This is a genomic window from Acidovorax sp. GW101-11A03, from assembly GCF_059424825.1.
This window is the reverse complement of the sequence record NZ_JBWKZU010000007.1, coordinates 1-17,753: the sequence shown is the minus strand read 5'-3', so window position 1 is coordinate 17,753 and position 17,753 is coordinate 1. Positions and strand designations below refer to the sequence as shown.

Here is a 17,753-nt window from a genome sequence, read left to right as displayed (position 1 = left end):
GCCGATGCGGCCGGTGTCACTGGCAGCGGGACTGCGCAGCGGCCACCACGCGGCCCTGGGCGTCCTGCACCCAGCCCACCAGGCGCAGGTGCTCTGGCTTCGCCCCTTCGGGGATGCGCACCGGGCGCATCTCCTGCTGCTTGAATTGCTCTGTTTTTGATAGCTTTTTGCCTTTATCCCATGCGCCGAGAAGCATGTTTCTGATCACGTTTCTGGGCACTGCAGTGCCATCGGTTCCGGCAGGCACGGATTCGACCAGCGCCAGGTGAAAACGCCAGGGGCCGTGCTGGCGCGCGGCGCGGGCCGGCGTGAAGGTGATGGCGGCGCCCATGTAGTCGTTGAACGGCGGGCCCTGCGCCACGCGCAGTTGCGCAGGGGCTGCTGATTCAAGGGCTGCGATGTGTACGTCGGTGCGTGCAGGCACGGGGCGGGCCAGCGTGTCCAGGCGCGCCAGGGCATCGCCGTTGGCGGCGGCTGACAGGGGCGCGTCGTCGCCCAGGGCGCCGGGCACGATCCAGTCCAGCACCACGGCCTGGCCTCGGGCGGACGGGGCAGGGGTGGCCGGGTCGGTCCAGCAGGCTTCGCAGTCGGCGTTGATGAAGCGCTCGAACACCACCACGGGCCGGGGCACGCCGTCGCTGCTGCAACTGGCCTGGGCCCAGGCGCCGGGGGCGTAAGAAAGGGCCAGCAGCAGGCCGGCCAGGGTAGGAGCAGTGTTTTTCATGGGGGGACGGGGCAGGGGCGGGGGCGCTTTCTACAATGGCCGGATGTTCCCACAAGACCTGTTTTCGGGTGCGCCGTCGCCTTCCCCCGCCGGTGCTGCCCCGGCCCCCGCACCTTTGTCCCCCCTGCTGCAGAACCTGAACGACGAGCAATTGGCCGCCGTCACCCTGCCCGCAGGCCATGCGCTCATCCTGGCGGGCGCGGGTTCGGGCAAGACCCGCGTGCTCACCACCCGCATTGCCTGGCTGCTGCAAAACGGCCACGCCACACCCGGCGGCATCCTGGCCGTCACCTTCACCAACAAGGCCGCCAAGGAGATGGTGGCCCGCCTGTCGGCCATGCTGCCCGTGAACGTGCGCGGCATGTGGATCGGCACCTTCCACGGCCTGTGCAACCGCCTGCTGCGCGCGCACCACAAGGCGGCGGGGCTGCCGCAGTCGTTCCAGATTCTCGACACGCAAGACCAGCTCTCGGCCATCAAGCGCCTGTGCAAGCAGCACAACGTGGACGAGGAGCGCTTTCCGCCCAAGCAGCTGTCGTACTTCATCGCCAGCTGCAAGGAAGAAGGCATGCGCCCGGGCGACGTGCCCACGCACGACAGCGACAGCCGCAAGAAGGTCGAGATCTACCAGCTGTACGAGGAACAGTGCCAGCGCGAAGGCGTGGTGGACTTCGGCGAGCTGATGCTGCGCTCTTACGAGTTGCTGCGCGACAACGACCCGATCCGCGAGCACTACCAGCGCCGCTTCCAGCACATCCTGGTGGATGAGTTTCAGGACACGAACAAGCTGCAGTACGCCTGGCTCAAGCAGCTGGCGGGCAACGAGGTGAACGGGCACTACGAGGCGCGGGGCAGTGTGATCGCCGTGGGCGACGACGACCAGAGCATCTATGCCTTCCGTGGCGCACGCGTCGGCAACATGACCGACTTTGTGCGCGAGTTTGATGTCAGGCAGCAGATCAAGCTGGAGCAGAACTACCGCAGCTACAGCAACATCCTCGACTCGGCCAACCACCTCATCAGCCACAACAGCCGCCGCTTGGGCAAGAACCTGCGCACCACGCAGGGCGCGGGTGAGCCCGTGCGTGTGTACGAGGCCAGCTCCGACCTGGCCGAGGCGCAGTGGATGGTGGACGAGATCAAGCAGCTGGTGCGCAGCGATGGTTTTGAGCGCAAGGAAATCGCCGTGCTCTACCGCAGCAATGCGCAAAGCCGCGTGATCGAATCGGCGCTGTTCAACGCCAGCGTGCCCTACCGCGTGTACGGCGGCCTGCGGTTTTTCGAGCGCGCTGAAATCAAGCACGCGCTGGCCTACCTGCGCCTGCTGGAGAACCCACACGACGACACCAGCTTCACCCGGGTCGTCAACTTTCCGCCGCGTGGCATTGGCGCGCGCAGCATCGAGGTGCTGCAGGACGCGGCCCGCGCTGCCGGTTGCTCGCTGCACGATGCGGTGAGCGCCGTGCCCGGCAAGGCGGGCGCCAACCTGGGCGCGTTTGTGGCCATGGTGGATGTGCTGCGTGAGCAGACCCAGGGCCTGAACCTGCGCGGCATCATCGAGCAGATGCTCGAATCCACGGGCCTGGTGGAGCACTTTCGCACCGAAAAGGAAGGCGCCGACCGCATCGAGAACTTGCAGGAACTGGTCAACGCCGCCGAGAGTTTTGTTACGCAAGAGGGCTTTGGCCGCGACGCTGTGGCCCTGCCGCTGGACGAGCACGGCACGCCGCTCACCCAGAGCATGGTCAGCCAAGGGCTGGACCCCAATGCGCCGGTGCTGGACGAGCCCCTGAAACCCGCCGTGCCCGGCATCGTGGACGCCGACACCGGCGAAACCCTCTCGCCGCTGGCAGCCTTCCTCACCCACGCCGCGCTGGAGGCGGGCGACAACCAGGCCCAGGCCGGACAGGACGCCGTGCAGCTCATGACCGTGCACGCGAGCAAGGGCCTGGAGTTTGACTGCGTGTTCATCGGCGGTATGGAAGAGGGCCTGTTCCCGCACGAGAACTCCGCCAGCGACCGCGACGGCCTGGAGGAAGAGCGCCGCCTGATGTACGTGGCCATCACCCGCGCGCGCAAGCGCCTGTACCTGAGCCACTCGCAAACGCGCATGCTGCACGGCCAGACGCGCTACAACATCAAGAGCCGGTTTTTTGACGAGCTGCCCGAGGCCGCGCTCAAGTGGATCACGCCCAAGCAGCAGGGGTTTGGCTCGTATGCTCCTAATATGGGAGCAACAAACCCATATGCAGCAGGCGGAAGAGGCAGTTTTGGCTTGAAGTCAGAGACCTTCGCCAGCCCCCCGGTGCCCGTACAGAAGGCCGCACCCTCGCACGGCCTGCGCGTGGGCATCGCCGTGTTCCACACCAAATTTGGCGAAGGCAAGGTGCTGGCCATCGAGGGGCAGGGCGACGATGCGCGCGCCCAGGTCAGCTTTCCGCGCCACGGCACGAAGTGGCTGGCGCTGTCGGTGGCCAAGCTCACGGTGGTGGACTGAATGGGCGTGCCCGGCGCCGCAGCCTTGGTGGTGCTGGGCGGACTGCCGGGCGTGGGCAAGAGCACTGTGGCCCGCGCGCTGCTGGCGCAGTGGCAGGCGGTGTACCTGCGCATTGACACCATCGAACAGGCGCTGCGCGATGCCGGGGCCGAGGTCGGCACCGCAGGCTATCGGGTCGCCTACGCGCTGGCGCGCACTCAGTTGGCGCAGGGCCTGCCGGTGCTGGTGGACTGTGTGAACCCCTTGCCGGTGACGCGTGATGCCTGGCACAGCGTGGCCCGTGGCGTGCCGGTGCCGTGGCTGGATGTGGAGGTGGTCTGCTCGGACGCGGCAGAGCACCGGCGCCGCGTCGAGAGCCGCAGCAGCGACATCCCCGGGCTCACGCCGCCCAGCTGGCACGCCGTGCAGCAGCATGACTACCAGCCCTGGCCTGCATCGCAGACCGCGCGGAGGGTGGTGGACACCGCGCGCATGGCGCCGGAGCAGATTGCCGCTGAGGTGTTGGCCGCGTTGCGGCAGCGCCTTTTTGAACAGTCCGGCGGATGAGCCTGCGCAGGTCGGGTTGCATTGCGCCAACCCGACCTGCGGGGCGTTGCTCTGGATGGGTTTTTGCTTCTCTTTTGATAGCTTAAAGCGCTTGTATATAGCGCGGAGAAGCCTGTTTTTTGCTTGAAATTTCAGCTCTGGAGCGTAACCCAGTGGTTGTCCAGCCGCGCGCCTTGCAACCCCGCTTCATGGGGATGCGCCAACGGTGCCGCAGCCTGCGCGTTCTGCAGGCTGCTTGCCAGGCCACCCGCCCACAGCGCGCCGCTGCGCACGGCCAGTGGGCATGCCTCGGGCAGCGGCACCAGGCCCTGCCAATCGCCCTGCAGCGAAAACGTGGCGATGCCATGGGCGCGCGGGCAGCTCACGGCCCAGCCGGTGGGGGTGGCGGCCATGCTGCCGCCGTAGCCGCGCAGGCGCTGGGCAATTGGTTCTGGCGCCGCCACCCCGCGCAGCGCGGTGCCGTCAAACAGCGCGAGCACGGGGGCGGCGTTCTTGATGGCGGCATCGTCGTGTTCGGCCTGCAGCGCGATGCCCAGCAGGGCGCCGTCGGGGCTCCAGGCCAGGTGGCGCAGGCTCAGGCGCGGGTCCAGCAGGCGCCATTGGCCAAGCAGGCGGCCCGTGTGGGCGTCAAGCCGCACGAGCGATGAGTCCATGGCGCCCAGGTCGCGCTTGACGCGGCCGGTTTCGGGCGCGGTGGGCACGCCGCCGTTGGCGACGATGAGGGTGGGGGCGCCGCCGTTGCGTCCCCGGGTGTCCCAGACCAGCTCGTGTGCGTCGATGCCGTGGGTGGGCCAAGCGGCGGTGGTAGCGAGCGTGCGGGCGTCGCGCACCACGACCCAGCTCGCACCGGTCTCGGCATCGGTTTCGGTGGTGTACAGCCGCTGGCCGTCGGCGCTGGCCAGCACATGGCCGTTGAAGGAGCGCTCGCCGTCTTGCCACAGCCACTGGGGCCCGCCGCCTGCGCCGGGCCGCCAGCGCACCAGCCAGTCGCCGGGGCGGCGGGCCGTGGCGATGAGCGACCCGTCGGGCAACACACACAGGCCGTGCGCGCGGGTCGGCACCTCCAGCGCGGCGTGAACCTGCAGCGCCTGCCCGGCGCCTTCGCGCGTGGACAGCACGCCGATATGGAAACTGCCCCGGTGTTCCCACGCGGCGGCCAGGTACACGCGGTCACCGGCGGTGGCGAAGGCCGCGCCGGGGGCGAGCACGCAGACGCCCAGGCCCGCGAGAGCGGCCAGGGCATGGCGGCGGTGCAGGTCAGTCGCCATCGGCGTCCGAGAAACCAATGCTCACCTGCAGCGCAGGCGCCACTTCGGATTCGGCCAGGAACTTCAGCGCGGCCAGATCACGCGCGGTCTGCTGAATGGCCGCCTTGTTCTGCAAGCCGGACTTCTGCACCTGCGCCATCGATGCGTCCACCTTGTCGGTGGCCTGGCGCAGTTTGTCGGCCAGCGGGTTGAGGCCCTTGCCGCGCAGGTACATCTCCAGTGGCACCAGCGCCTCGCCAGCGGCGGGGATGTGGGCGTGGGCGGGCAGGGTGGTCAGGCTGCGCAGCCCGCCCCAGGTGGCGGCCCAGGCGGGCAGCGTGCTGCCGCTGGCGGTGCGGGGGTAATCCGGCGTGCGCGCGCCAGATCCCGATCCGGCGGCGCGCAGCGGCTTCTCCATCTGCGCCCAGCGCAGGCGTTCGATGCCGCCCACCCACTGGTTCACAAACTCGCTGATGGCCTGGGTGGACTGCTCCTGCTCATCCTCGGCGCCCCAGTCGGTGCCCGAGGCGTCGGCAAAGGCTTTTTCGAGCGCGGCGGACTCGCGGGCCACGTCCTGCGCCACCTCGTGGGCGTAGCTGCAGGCGGGGCTGCCGGGCTGGGCGGGGCGTGTCCACAGCAGCCATTCCAGCGCGGGCAGGCCCTTGGCGGGCGTGCCGATGCGCTCGAACGCCTTGGCGCCCTGGGGCTGGGCGGCGATGGCTTTCTCGATCAGGGCAGGGCGCGTGGGCGTGAAGTCGATGGCGCGCTGGCTGCGGCGGGCGATGACGGGGCCTACGGACACGGCAGACAGCTGCTCCCACGCGCGGGCCGTGGCCTGCCAGGCGGTGCGTGCGGATTCGAGCGCCGCCTTGCCGCCGGCCGCAGGCGCTTCGCACAGCGCCGCCACGGCGGGCACCAGGGCGCGTGCGCTGCGGTCGAAGTCCTGTGCGCGCGGCAGGGCCCAATGGCCGTAGATGCCTTGCAGCGCGTGCACCGTGTCGTAGAAGGGCACGGCATTGCGCTGCCAGGCGGGGGGGGCTGTTTGCGCCGGGGCGGCCAGGGGCAGGACCAGCAGCAGCGCGGCAAGGGTTCTCATGGTCATAGTGACTCCACGAATTTCACCAGCGCATCCCGATCGGCCTTCTTCATTTTCAGCACCTGCTCCTTGGCTGCCTCGGCCTCGCCGCCGTGCCACAGCACGGCTTCCAGCACGCCGCGTGCACGCCCGTCGTGCAGCAGGCGGGTGTGGCCGTTCACGTCCTTGATCAGGCCCGTGCCCCACAGCGGCGGGGTCTTCCACTGGCGGCCGTTGGCGCCAAAGTCGGGGCGGTTGTCGGCCAGGCGCTCGCCCATGTCGTGCAGCAGCAGGTCGGTGTAGGGCCAGATGCGCTGGCCGCTCAGCGCCTTGCTGGTGAGTTGCGGGAAGGGGCCGCCCTGGGTGACGTAGCTCGGGCGGTGGCAGGTGGCGCACTGGGCTTGCGCAAACAGGGCCTGGCCGCGCAGAACCTGCGCATCGTTGATGCTGCGGCGCGCGGGCGGTGCCAGCGTGGCTTGGTAGAAGACCACGTCGGCCAGGGTCTTGTCGTCGATTTCTACGCTGGGCTGGCCCTGGTCGCCGCCACTTTGGCCGCTGGGTGCGGCCAGGCAGTCCTTCTGCGCGGGCGTGCAGGCCTCCTGTGCAAAGTGGCGTGAGGTGATGCCCATGTCGCCCAGGAAGGCGCCGCCTGTCTGGTGCGCAATCGTGGCCACATTGGCCTTCCAGCCAAAGCGCCCGAGCATCATGCGGCCTGATGGCGCATCCCACACCTGGTTGGGCACGCCCTTGATGGGGCCGGGGGCGGCGGCCTGGTCGGCGGCGTTGGCCAGGATGTCGGCCTCGGCAATGGCTTCAAGCAGGCCCACGCCGATGATCTGCGGTGCGATGCGCGGGCTGGTCATCACCTGAGGGTGCATGGGGCCGTAGCCCAGGTTGGCAAGGCCGTACACGGGCTTTTGCAGGCTGTAGGGCGTGCCGTCGGCGAATTTGCCCTTGATCGTGTCGTAGCGCAGCGTGACGCGCCCTTCGGGTTGGACGCCCTGGATGGCCGCATTGTTGAACTGGTCGCCGTACACCGGGTCGGGCCGGGGCCCGCCGTGCGCGTCGGTGCCGGGGATGGACAGGCGGATCAGCAAGGCCACGGTCGGGTCTTTGGTCTCGCCCAGGCGGTTGAAGATGGCTGGCGGCTCGCCGCGCCCGTCCTGCACATGGCAGCCACCGCAGGACCGCGCAATGAAATGCGGGCCCAGGCCGTCGCGGGCTTTGGTGGAGGCGGGCGCCTCCACCCAGTTGCGGCGGAAGAACGAGTTGCCGATGACAAAACGCGTGCGCTCTTCATCGCTCAGGTTGGCGGCCGGGAACGAAAAGGCATTGCGCCCGGTGGCGAACACGGTGGTGTCGCCGCCGGTCTTCTCGCCCAGCGGGTCGGGCGCGGGGGCGGCCGTCAGGGAGCTGAACCCGATGCCTCCCAGGGCGATCACGCCGATGCTGGCTGCCGCCACGCGCAGGGCGCGTTGGCGGCGTGTGGCTTGCGGAATCTGCATGTTCAGGGCTGCACCAGCGTGAGTTTGGTGATGCCGATGGCGTTGGCTGCGGCCACCAGGTCCTTGCTTTGCTGCGTGAGGCTGTCGATGGTTTTCTGGATGCGCTGGCGGCCCGGGGCGTCTTTGCCGCCGATGATCTCGCGGTCGAACGGTGCCTGTATGCCTTCGGCGGCTGCCACCGAGGCGGCAATTTGCTGCGTGGTCTTGGCGGCCAGCGCCGCGTCCTTGGCGGCCACCAGCGCGCGCAGCGATGGGCCTTGCAGCACGCTGCCGTCCGCGCGCTGGTACTCGCCCAGCCACACGTTCTGGATGCCCTTCGCGTTGGTCACCGCGTCGCGGTGCGTGTTGTCGGAGAAGCACGAATGTTCGTCTTCCTGGTCCTGGCTGTTCAGGGCCACTTCCAGTCGCTCGCCCGCCAGCTCGCCGCGCGAGAGCGAGCCCAGGCCCACGAGCATCTTGCGGATCGACTCATTGCCGCCGCGCACGAACTTGGCGCGGTAGTTGTTCTTCGCATCGGGCGCCCAGGCCTTCACCAGCGTGGTGAGATCGTCAATCAGCAGGTCGGTCACCACGTTCAGGTATTGGCGGCGGCGGTCGGCGTTGGGGGCCTTGCCGTCCACGAAGTCTTCAAAGTTGCGGTTGCCTGGGCCCGTCTCGGACAGATCCTGCCCCCACAGGAAGAACTCGATGGCGTGCCAGCCGGTGGCAATGTTCTCTTCGCCGCCGCGCTCGTTCTGGGCCGTGAGGTTCTTCTTGGTGATGGCGAACTTGCGGTTGTTGACCAGGCCAGCGCTGGGCTTGCCCTGCACGCTGTCCACAAAGGATTCGTCCATGGGCCAGGCGTTGATGCGGCCTTCGGGGCCGTTGTCGTTGTCAATGGGGCCACCGTAAAAGCGGAAGGCCTCGGTCTGGCCATAGAACTCGCGCGCAGCCAGCCACTTCTTGCGGGCTTCGGCCAGGGTCTCGGCCGAAGGCTTGGCAGTGAAGGCCAGCACCGCCTCGCGCAGCGCCTGGGCGCTGGCCAGGGTGTCGGCGTAGTTTGCATGCACCAGGGTGGCGTAGTGCGCTGCCACGGCCTGCGAGGTCACCGCTTGTGCGGCCTGGGCCTGGGGGACGGCTGCTGTCGGGGTCTGTGCTGCGGCGCCGGTGCTGCAGGCGAGGGTGGTGGTGCACAGGGCCGCTGCCAGCAGCGATGTCTTCAGGAAGGGCGAGGTCATGCAGGGGTCTCCAAAGGGGCACGCAGGCTGCCGCACCGACAGCCGGGGGCTGGGCGGGGCGCCGCGATGACGGGGTGGGAACGGAGGGGCCGCACTGGCTGGTGGGGGCCGCGCACAGGCCTTGGGAAGGCGGGGGCGCGCGGAGATTGGCTGGGCGGTCTGGGGCGATGGAGATTATACAAATGATAGTTATTCGTATTTATTCAATCCCTCGGGCGCAGCCTGGAATCGCATGTCACGAAACCGACGCAAAAGCTTCACGGCGGTGTCACCCGGTGTTTCTACGCTCCACAGGCTTTGTAACCAACAACCCCCGAGGAACCCCATGACCCACCGTGTGGATGCGCCCGAGCAGGCCATCGATTTCAACAACGAAAACGCCAACACCTCCGCCAACCCCACGTTCGACGCCGTGCTGGGTGCACGCCTGTCGCGCCGCGGCCTGCTGCGTGGCAGCGTGGGCACCGTGGGCACGGCCATGCTGGCCGGGTTCGGTGTGAGCGCCTGTGGTGGTGGCAGTGACGATGCCGTGCCTGCGGGCCCCAAGCTGCTGGGTTTTGGCGCCGTGCCCAAGAGCCTGGCCGACGTGGTGACCGTGCCTGCGGGCTACACCGCCAGCGTGCTGTTCGCGCTGGGCGACCCCATCGCCGCTGGCGTGCCTGCCTACAAGAACGACGGCACCGATGGCGACTTCGACAAGCGTGCGGGTGACCACCACGACGGCATGGAGTGGTTTGGCCTGGGCGCCGATGGCAAGCGCAACGACAACGCTACCGAGCGCGGCCTGCTGGCCATCAACCACGAAGCCACCACCGACGAAAAGCTGTCGTCGCACTTTCTGCACGCCAATGGCGGCACCACCACCTTGCCCCGCCCTGCGTCGGAAATCGACAAGGAAACCGCTGCCCACGGCATCGCCGTGATCGAGGTGGCCAAGACGGCGGGCAAGTGGGCCTACACGCCCAACTCGGCACTGAACTTCCGCCTGACGGCGCTCAGCCCCATCGAAATCTCGGGCCCCGCACGCGGCAATGCACAGCTGGTCACCAAGTATTCGCCCACCGGCACCACCACGCGCGGTACGCTGAACAACTGCGGCACGGGCAAGACGCCCTGGGGCACATTCCTGACCGGTGAGGAAAACTGGTTTGGCTACTTCACCCGCAGCGCCGCTGACGATGCCGCACGCGGCAACGACAAGAGCGTGACGGCCCTCAAGCGCTATGGCCGCAACCAGGGCGCCGCATCGCGCCACGGCTGGGAAAGCGGCGGCACTGCCGACCAGTACCAGCGCTGGAACAACAGCAAGACCGGCACCTCGGCCGACGGCAGCGACGACTACCGCAATGAGATGAACGGCATGGGCTACATCGTCGAGATCGACGCCTACGACAAGACCCGCATGGCCAAGAAGCGCACGGGCCTGGGCCGCTTCGCGCACGAAAGCGCAGCGTTTGGCAAGGTGGAAGCGGGCAAGCCCCTGAGCGTGTACATGGGCGACGACTCGCGCGGCGAATACATCTACAAGTTTGTCTCCACCGCGCTGTGGAACGCGGCCGACGCCAACGCCGCCGACCGCATGGCCGTGGGCGACAAGTACCTGGACAGCGGCAAGCTCTATGTGGCCAAGTTCAACGCCGACGGCACGGGCAGCTGGATCGAGCTGTCGCTGGCCAACACCGCCATCAGCGGCTACGCGGCCTACAAGTTTGCCGACGCGGCCGACATCGCCATCAACACCCGCATCGCAGCCGACGCCGTGGGTGCCACCAAGATGGACCGCCCCGAATGGAATGCGGTGAACCCCGCCAATGGCGAGGTGTACTTCACGCTGACCAACAACAGCAACCGGAGTGTGAACCCCACCGGCAGCCAGTACCTGCCCGACGCGGCCAACCCCCGCGCCTATACCGACATGAAGGGCAGCAGCGCCCAGAACGGCAACCCCAACGGCCACATGGTGCGCCTGAAGGAAGGTGCATCCGTGTCGGCGTTCACCTGGGACGTGTACCTGTTCGGTGCCGAAGCCGGTGCTGACAAGACGATGGTCAACATCTCGTCGCTGACGGCCGACCAGGACTTCTCCAGCCCCGACGGCCTGGCCTTCAGCAAGGCCACCGGCATCTGCTGGATCCAGACCGACGACGGCGCCTACACCGACGTGACCAACTGCATGATGCTGGCCGCCGTGCCCGGCCAGGTGGGTGACGGTGGCAAGAAGACGCTGAGCTACACCAAGGCCGATGGCTCCAAGATGGACATCGTGACCCCCGTGGGCAAGGCCGCGACCGAGAGCACGCTCAAGCGGTTCCTGGTGGGCCCTAGCGGCAGCGAGATCACCGGTGTGGCCGAAACGCCCGACGGCAAGGCCATCTTCGTGAACATCCAGCACCCGGGTGAGACCACCGCGCTGGCCAATCTGGGCGACCCTGCCAAGTACACCAGCCAGTGGCCCTCCAATGCGGGCTACGGCGCGGGCAAGCGCCCCCGCTCGGCCACGATCGTGATCACCAAGAACGATGGCGGCACCATCGGGACCTGATGCAGCGGTGGGAGGGTTGCCTCCCACGGTGCATGGGCCGGCTCTTGAGCCGGCCTTTTTGTTTTTGGGGCGGTTAACGTGCGCGGCTTGGCAAGGCTGGCGCAGAGGGCCGCAGCGGCAGCTTGCCGCCGCGCTCAGTAGTCCGGGCCGTAAGGTGATGCGGGCCGGGGGCGGGACGCGGGGGCCGGTGAGGGGGCCGCAGGAGCCGGAGCTGGTGGGGGCGGGGGTTTTGCGCCGCTGCCAGAACCGCCACCACTGCCAGTGTTGCCAGCGCTGCCCGGTGGGGCTGAATAGTCCATCTGCCCGCGCCCGTCCTTCACACCCTTGCGCCCGGCCACCTGCCAGGCCGTGCGCTGGTTCACCAGGCCCGCCAGAAACTCCAGCTCTTCGTCGGTGTGGTTGATAGCGCCTGCAGGCGTCAGCAGCCGGCCATTGCGGGGGGCAGGCTCGGCCCAGAAGGCCTGGTGGTAGGACGATTGGCTCACCAGGCTCTCGCTGCCTGCCGCCAGGTCCACCGTGCCGTAGCAGTTGCAGAAATAGCCGCGCAGGGCCTGGTCCGGGAACACCTCGGCATAGACCCCGGTGCCCCGGATCCCGGCCGTGGCGGTGGGCAGCACGATCTGGCGGTCGGCACCCTTGCCCCACACGCTGGCGACGGCGCCGCTCAGCACGCGCAGCGCCTTGACGGCCGTGGGGGTGTCGCTCTCCAGCGCCACACGTGAGTTCTGGCGCACCATGAAGGCGCTGTCGCCCACGGTGAACACGGCGGTCGAGCCCGGACCGGTCTCGATGCGGTCGTTGGCGGTGATGGTGTGCTGGGCGGTCAGCGGCTCGCCATTGCGCAGCACGTCACCGCGCAGCTCCACGATGTTGCTGCGGCCCTGCGCATGGGCTGCCGCCCAGCCGCCGGATGTGATCCACAGGGCGGCAGCCTGCAGCAGGCTGCGCCGCTGGAACCAGGCCAGCTCTTGTTCAGAGCGGCCCAGGAGTTGATGGGGGTGGTTGCGGTGGCTCGTCATGGGGCGCCTCGTGCACGGTGGCCGTGGATGGGGGGTCGAAGCAGTCACGGAAGGTGAACACCACCGACGTGAAGAACATGGCCGCCATCATCATGGCCGCCCCCACCATGATGCCACCGGCCGCCGCACCGGCAAGCCCCGCCACTGCGAGCAGCGCTGAAACGATGCTGACCACCAGGCCCCCCAGCAGGAACACCCCCAGCCAGCCCAGCCCGTAGACCAGAAACGCGCCAAAATTGCGCACGCAGGCCACGATGCTGAAGAACAGCGCCTTGACCGGCGGCACGCCGTGCCAGTGCACCAGCCCCGGCGCATGCCAGAACAGCAGTGACAGCGGCAAATACAGCACCATGGATAGCCACATGGCGCTCTGGAAGGCCGGGTCCTGCGCCACCTCCTGGGTCAGCTTGGCGCCACCCAGGTACACCTGGGCAAACTGCCCGCCGTCGATCAGGGCCGACAGGCCCATCACCCCCAGGAAACCCACCGCATACAGCGCGCCCAGCACCAGCATGTCGCGCAGCCGCTGGCGGCCGGTGCGAAACGCCACCAGCAGCACCGTGGGCATCGGAAACCGCCCCTGCGTGGCCTCGGCCGCAGCCACCATCATGGCCAGCGTGGCCGACGGCAGCAGCGCGAGCGCAATGGCTGGGCCCACCAGGGGCACCATGGTGGCCACCGACATGGAGGCCATGGTCATGAAGAACAGCGCTGCCAGCGCCATGGGCTGCCGCCAGAACGCCCGGATGCCAAGCTTGACCCAGGCCATGCCGGTGCGGGCGGGGACGATGTGGAGTTTCATTGAATGGGTGCAGGAGAGGGTGGGCCGGTTCACGCCGCCTTCGCTGCGCCGCGCCGGGGGCGCTGGCTTGGCGCGGGGCGCTGCGGGCAACAGGCAAGAAGCAATGGGCAGGAATTTACCCCAGGAGCCCATTCCAGCCACGGCGCAGGGGCAGCGTCATCGCCATGCCCCGTGGTCTGGTGGGGATGGGGTCAGGCGTGCACCGGATGCGCCACACGGTGGCGCAGCACGCGCTCGAAGTGCGTGGGGTCGTGTGGCTTGAGCATGGAAGCCTCGCGCGGCAGGTAAAAGTCCCACAGCCGCGAGATCCAGAACCGCAGCGCGCCTGCGCGCAGCATGGCGGGCAGCAGCTCGCGCTCTGCGGCAGTCAGGGGGCGTACGGCTTGGTAGGCATCCAGCATGCGCGTGGCGCGTTCGGCATCGTGTGCGCCGGTGGGCAGGTCGATGCACCAGTCGTTCAGGCACACGGCCAGGTCGAACAGCCAGGTGTCCACGCCCGCAAAATAGAAGTCGAAGAAGCCGGTCAGCTCCTCGCCCTCGAACATCACGTTGTCGCGGAACAGGTCGGCATGCACGGGGCCGCAGGGCAGGGCCGCGTAGGCCGAGCTGGCCGCCACATGATTCTGGTAAGCCAGCTCGGCGCGCAGCAGGGCCGATTGCGCCTCGCCAATGTGCGGCAGCACCACGGGCACGGTCTCGTTCCACCAGGGCAGGCCGCGCAGGTTGGGCTGGCGGCGATCAAAGTCACGCCCGGCCAGGTGCATGCGCGCCAGCATGGTGCCCACGGCCGCGCAATGCGCGCCCTGTGGCGCCAGCTGGCTCTTGCCGCGCAGCTTGTTCACCACCGCAGCGGGCTTGCCACACACGGTGTGCAGGATGTCGCCGTTCTTGTCGGCACGCGGGTCGGGCACGGGCACGCCGCCATGCGCTAGGTGCTTCATCAGGTACAGGTAGAAGGGCAGCTGCTCGGCCGTGAGGCGCTCGAACAGCGTGAGCACAAACTCGCCCTGGTCGCTGGTGAGGAAGTAGTTGGTGTTCTCGATACCGCCTTCGATGCCGCGCAGCTCTACCAGCTCACCCAGTTGCAAACGGCGCAGCAGCTCGCGCGCCTCGGTGTTGGAGACTTCGGTAAAAACGGCCATCGCTCGGAAGGTATCGAAAAAAGAAGGGGGGAGTGGCGGGGAGGCAGGTGGCAGGGCGGAGCGCTGCCGTTGAAGGCAGACGGCGAGGCCGCCGCAGGCTCAGAACTTCAGCACGTTCCAGACACGCGGGGCCGTGGTGGTTTCGGCGCCGCTGTTGCTGCCCGCACGGCTGCGGGCGCCATCGGGCGATTGCACTTCGTAGCCGGGCATGTTGCCGGTCTTGGGCTGTACCGAAATGGTCTGTGTCTGGCCACCCACACGCAGCTCATCGACGCGGCTGCCCGCGTCTTCGACCTGGATGCGCTCGGTGCGCTGGTTGGTGCGGCCCGCCGGTTGCTCTTGATTTGAGAGCGCTTCGCGCTTATCAGTTGCGCCCGAAGGGGCATTTTGGCTTGTATTCTGGGCCAGGGCGGTGCCGCAGGCCATGCCCAGCAGCAAGAGAAGGTGAAGAGCGCGCATCGGGCGATTGTAGAGCGCTGCCTGGCAGGCGCCGTGGCGCGGCCCGGCCGTGCACAATTGCCGCATGACTGACAAAAAGACCCTGGTGCTGGTGGACGGCTCCAGCTACCTCTACCGCGCCTTCCATGCCATGCCCGACCTGCGGGCCGTACCGGGCGACCCTGGCAGCCCTGCCACCGGTGCCATTCGCGGCATGATCAACATGATGCAGGCGCTGCGCAAAGAGGTGACTGCCGACTACGCCGTCTGCGTGTTCGACGCCTCGGGCCCCACCTTCCGCGATGCCCTGTACACCGAATACAAGGCCACGCGCTCGCCCATGCCCGACGATCTGCGCAGCCAGATCGAGCCCATCCACCAGGTGGTGGACCTGCTGGGCTGGAAGGTGGTGGCCGTGCCCGGCGTGGAGGCCGACGACGTGATCGCCACCCTGGCCCACACGGCCGCGGCGCAGGGCATCGAGGTCATTGTGTCCAGCGGCGACAAAGACCTGAGCCAGCTGGTCAACGAGCACATCACCATCATCGACACCATGAGCGGCAAGCGCCGCGATGTGGCGGGCGTGACGGCCGAGTTTGGCGTGCCGCCTGCGCTGATGGTGGACTACCAGGCGCTGGTGGGCGACACCGTGGACAACGTGCCCGGCGTGACCAAGGTGGGGCCCAAGACAGCCGCCAAGTGGCTGGAGGAATATGGCTCGCTCGACAACCTGATCGCCAACGCCGACGCCATCAAGGGCGTGGCGGGCAACAACCTGCGCGAGGCCATTGCCAGCGGCCAGCTGGCCTTGAGCCGCCAGCTCGTCACCATGAAGACCGACTGCGCGCTGGCCGACTACATCCCCGGCCTGCCTGCGTTTGACGACATCACGCTGGACGCGCCGGACAACGCTGGCCTGCTGCCGTTTTACGAAAAGTACGGCTTCAAGGGCCTGGCAGCCGCCATCAAGGGTGCATCGGCTCCAGCGGCTACAGCCCCCACCGTCGCCATGCCCGGCCACAGCGGTGACCTGTTTGCCGACCACTCCGCCAGCACCGTGGCCGAGGAGGCCCAGCACCGCACGGTGGTGTACGACACCATCCTCAACTGGGCCGACTTTGACCAGTGGCTGGAGCGCCTGCACAAAGCCCCACTCGCGGCCATCGACACCGAAACCGACTCTCTCGACGAAATGCGCGCGCAAATCGTCGGCATCAGCTTCAGCGTGCAGCCCGGCGAAGCCGCCTATATCCCCCTGCGCCACGAAGGCCCCGATGCGCCCGCGCAACTGCCGTTGGACGAAGTGCTCGTCCGCCTGAAGCCCTGGTTGGAAAACCCCAAGCACCACAAGCTGGGCCAGCACATCAAGTACGACCGCCATGTGTTCGCCAACCACGGCATCGAAGTGCAGGGCTACGCGCACGACACCATGCTGCAAAGCTACGTGCTTGAAGTGCACAAACCCCACAACCTGACCAGCCTGGCCGAGCGCCACACCGGCCGCAAAGGCATCACCTACGAAGACCTGTGCGGCAAGGGCGCACACCAGATCCCGTTTGCGCAAGTACCTGTGGACAAGGCAGCCGCCTACTCGTGCGAAGACTCCGACCAGACCCTGGACGTACACAACGCCCTGTGGCCCCTGCTGCAGGCGGACGACAAACTGCGCTTTATCTACGAGCTGGAGATTGCCAGCAGCGAAGCCCTGTACCGCATCGAACGCAACGGCGTGCTGATTGACGCCCCCACGCTGGCCGCGCAAAGCCACGAACTGGGCCAGCGCATCCTGCAGCTGGAAACCGAGGCGTATGAGATTGCAGGCCAGCCCTTCAACCTGAGCAGCCCCAAGCAGCTCGGCGAAATTTTCTTCGACAAGCTGGGCATGCCCGTGGTGAAGAAGACCGCCACCGGCGCCCGCAGCACCGACGAAGAAGTGCTGGAAAAGCTGGCCGAGGACTACCCCCTGCCCGCCAAGCTGCTGGAGCACCGCAGCCTCGTCAAGCTCAAAGGCACCTACACCGACAAGCTCGCCCAACTGGCCCTGCCACGCACAGGCCGCGTGCACACGCACTACGCGCAGGCCGTGGCTGTGACAGGCCGCTTGTCCAGCAACGACCCCAACCTGCAGAACATCCCTATCCGCACCCCCGAAGGCCGCCGCGTGCGAGAGGCTTTCGTAGCCCCCGCAGGCCGCGTGATTGCGAGTGCCGACTATTCCCAGATCGAGCTGCGCATCATGGCCCACCTGAGCGGCGACCACTCGCTGCTGCACGCCTTCCACGCCGGGCTGGACGTACACCGCGCCACCGCTGCCGAAGTGTTTGGAGTGGAGGTCGATCAGGTCACCAGCGAGCAACGCCGCTATGCCAAGGTCATCAACTTTGGCCTCATCTACGGCATGAGCAGCTTTGGCCTGGCCAAGAACCTCGGCATCGAGACCAAGGCCGCTGCCGCGTACATCGACAAATACTTCCAGCGCTACCCCGGCGTGAAGCAGTACATGGACGACACCAAGGCCGCCGCCAAATCCATGGGCTATGTCGAAACCGTGTTTGGCCGCCGCCTGTACCTGCCCGAAATCAACTCCCCCAACGGCCCCCGCCGCGCCGGGGCCGAACGCGCCGCAATCAACGCGCCCATGCAGGGCACGGCGGCCGACCTCATCAAGCTGGCCATGGTGGCCGTGCAAAAGGAACTGGACGCCCACAAGCCGGAAATCCAAATGATCATGCAGGTGCACGACGAACTGGTGTTTGAGCTGCCCGAGAGCGAGGTGGACTGGCTCAAGACCCACATCCCGCGCCTGATGGCGGAAGTGGCGGCGCTGAAGGTGCCGCTACTGGCGGAGGTGGGGGTGGGGGCTAATTGGGATAAGGCGCATTGAGGTTGGGAGATAGCTTTGAGGGATACATCGGTTTTCGCGAGCCTGTCAGATGTTTTGTGTGTGAGGCATAGCATGTCAACAAGGAGCATGAATGCCACGCAAGACGAAGACAACC

13 protein-coding genes are annotated in these 17,753 nt (G+C 67.6%); 4 read left to right on the top strand and 9 right to left on the bottom strand.

Going from position 1 to position 17,753, the window contains the following annotated elements; translation table 11 throughout:
• Positions 1-16: 16 nt before the first annotated feature.
• Positions 17-724: a hypothetical protein gene (locus tag AC07Z7_RS04990; protein ID WP_494765537.1), complete on the bottom strand. Its 708-nt coding sequence runs from the start codon at positions 722-724 to the stop codon at positions 17-19.
• A 43-nt stretch (positions 725-767) separates the two neighbouring features.
• Here AC07Z7_RS04990 and AC07Z7_RS04985 point away from each other — a divergent pair, with 43 nt between their 5' ends.
• A complete protein-coding gene (locus tag AC07Z7_RS04985; RefSeq protein WP_494765536.1) occupies positions 768-3,221 on the top strand; it encodes a UvrD-helicase domain-containing protein in 2,454 nt (817 codons plus the stop codon).
• A complete protein-coding gene (locus tag AC07Z7_RS04980) occupies positions 3,222-3,767 on the top strand; it encodes a P-loop nucleotide/nucleoside kinase family protein (RefSeq protein WP_494765535.1) in 546 nt (181 codons plus the stop codon).
• Between the two features lie 131 nt (positions 3,768-3,898).
• On the opposite strand, the gene AC07Z7_RS04975 is transcribed toward AC07Z7_RS04980, so the two are convergent.
• From AC07Z7_RS04975 to AC07Z7_RS04960, 4 genes are read right to left on the bottom strand one after another with little or no spacing between them, the layout of a single operon-like run.
• On the bottom strand, positions 3,899-5,035 hold the full coding sequence (locus AC07Z7_RS04975) for a DUF1513 domain-containing protein (RefSeq protein ID WP_494765534.1): 1,137 nt from the start codon (positions 5,033-5,035) through the stop codon (positions 3,899-3,901).
• Positions 5,025-6,116 (bottom strand): imelysin family protein, encoded by a 1,092-nt coding sequence (locus tag AC07Z7_RS04970; RefSeq protein ID WP_494765533.1) that lies wholly within the window; start codon positions 6,114-6,116, stop codon positions 5,025-5,027. The genes AC07Z7_RS04975 and AC07Z7_RS04970 overlap by 11 nt, the downstream gene beginning before the upstream one ends.
• Positions 6,113-7,594 carry a di-heme oxidoreductase family protein gene (locus tag AC07Z7_RS04965; protein ID WP_494765532.1) on the bottom strand — a complete coding sequence of 494 codons (1,482 nt, stop codon included), beginning with the start codon at positions 7,592-7,594 and terminating at the stop codon, positions 6,113-6,115. Before AC07Z7_RS04965 ends, AC07Z7_RS04970 begins: the two co-directional genes overlap by 4 nt.
• Positions 7,595-7,596: 2 nt before the next feature.
• Positions 7,597-8,811, bottom strand: coding sequence for an imelysin family protein (locus AC07Z7_RS04960; RefSeq protein WP_494765531.1), 1,215 nt, complete (start codon positions 8,809-8,811; stop codon positions 7,597-7,599).
• 325 nt (positions 8,812-9,136) lie between these two features.
• Here AC07Z7_RS04960 and AC07Z7_RS04955 point away from each other — a divergent pair, with 325 nt between their 5' ends.
• A complete protein-coding gene (locus AC07Z7_RS04955) occupies positions 9,137-11,353 on the top strand; it encodes a PhoX family protein (protein ID WP_094285420.1) in 2,217 nt (738 codons plus the stop codon).
• Between the two features lie 134 nt (positions 11,354-11,487).
• Here the strand turns inward: AC07Z7_RS04955 and AC07Z7_RS04950 are convergent, their stop codons facing one another.
• From AC07Z7_RS04950 to AC07Z7_RS04935, 4 genes are all read right to left on the bottom strand, one after another.
• Entirely contained in the window at positions 11,488-12,372 is an 885-nt protein-coding gene (locus AC07Z7_RS04950; protein ID WP_494765530.1) for a FecR domain-containing protein, read from the bottom strand.
• On the bottom strand, positions 12,326-13,174 hold the full coding sequence (locus tag AC07Z7_RS04945) for a BPSS1780 family membrane protein (protein ID WP_252657722.1): 849 nt from the start codon (positions 13,172-13,174) through the stop codon (positions 12,326-12,328). Before AC07Z7_RS04945 ends, AC07Z7_RS04950 begins: the two co-directional genes overlap by 47 nt.
• 191 nt (positions 13,175-13,365) lie before the next feature.
• Positions 13,366-14,316, bottom strand: a complete 951-nt coding sequence (locus AC07Z7_RS04940; protein ID WP_252657723.1) for a homoserine kinase — start codon at positions 14,314-14,316, stop codon at positions 13,366-13,368.
• Positions 14,317-14,415: 99 nt separating this feature from the next.
• A complete protein-coding gene (locus AC07Z7_RS04935) occupies positions 14,416-14,775 on the bottom strand; it encodes a hypothetical protein (protein ID WP_494765529.1) in 360 nt (119 codons plus the stop codon).
• A gap of 64 nt (positions 14,776-14,839) precedes the next feature.
• Between AC07Z7_RS04935 and polA the strand changes: the two genes are divergently transcribed.
• A complete protein-coding gene (polA, locus tag AC07Z7_RS04930) occupies positions 14,840-17,638 on the top strand; it encodes a DNA polymerase I (RefSeq protein WP_494765528.1) in 2,799 nt (932 codons plus the stop codon).
• Positions 17,639-17,753: the final 115 nt, after the last annotated feature.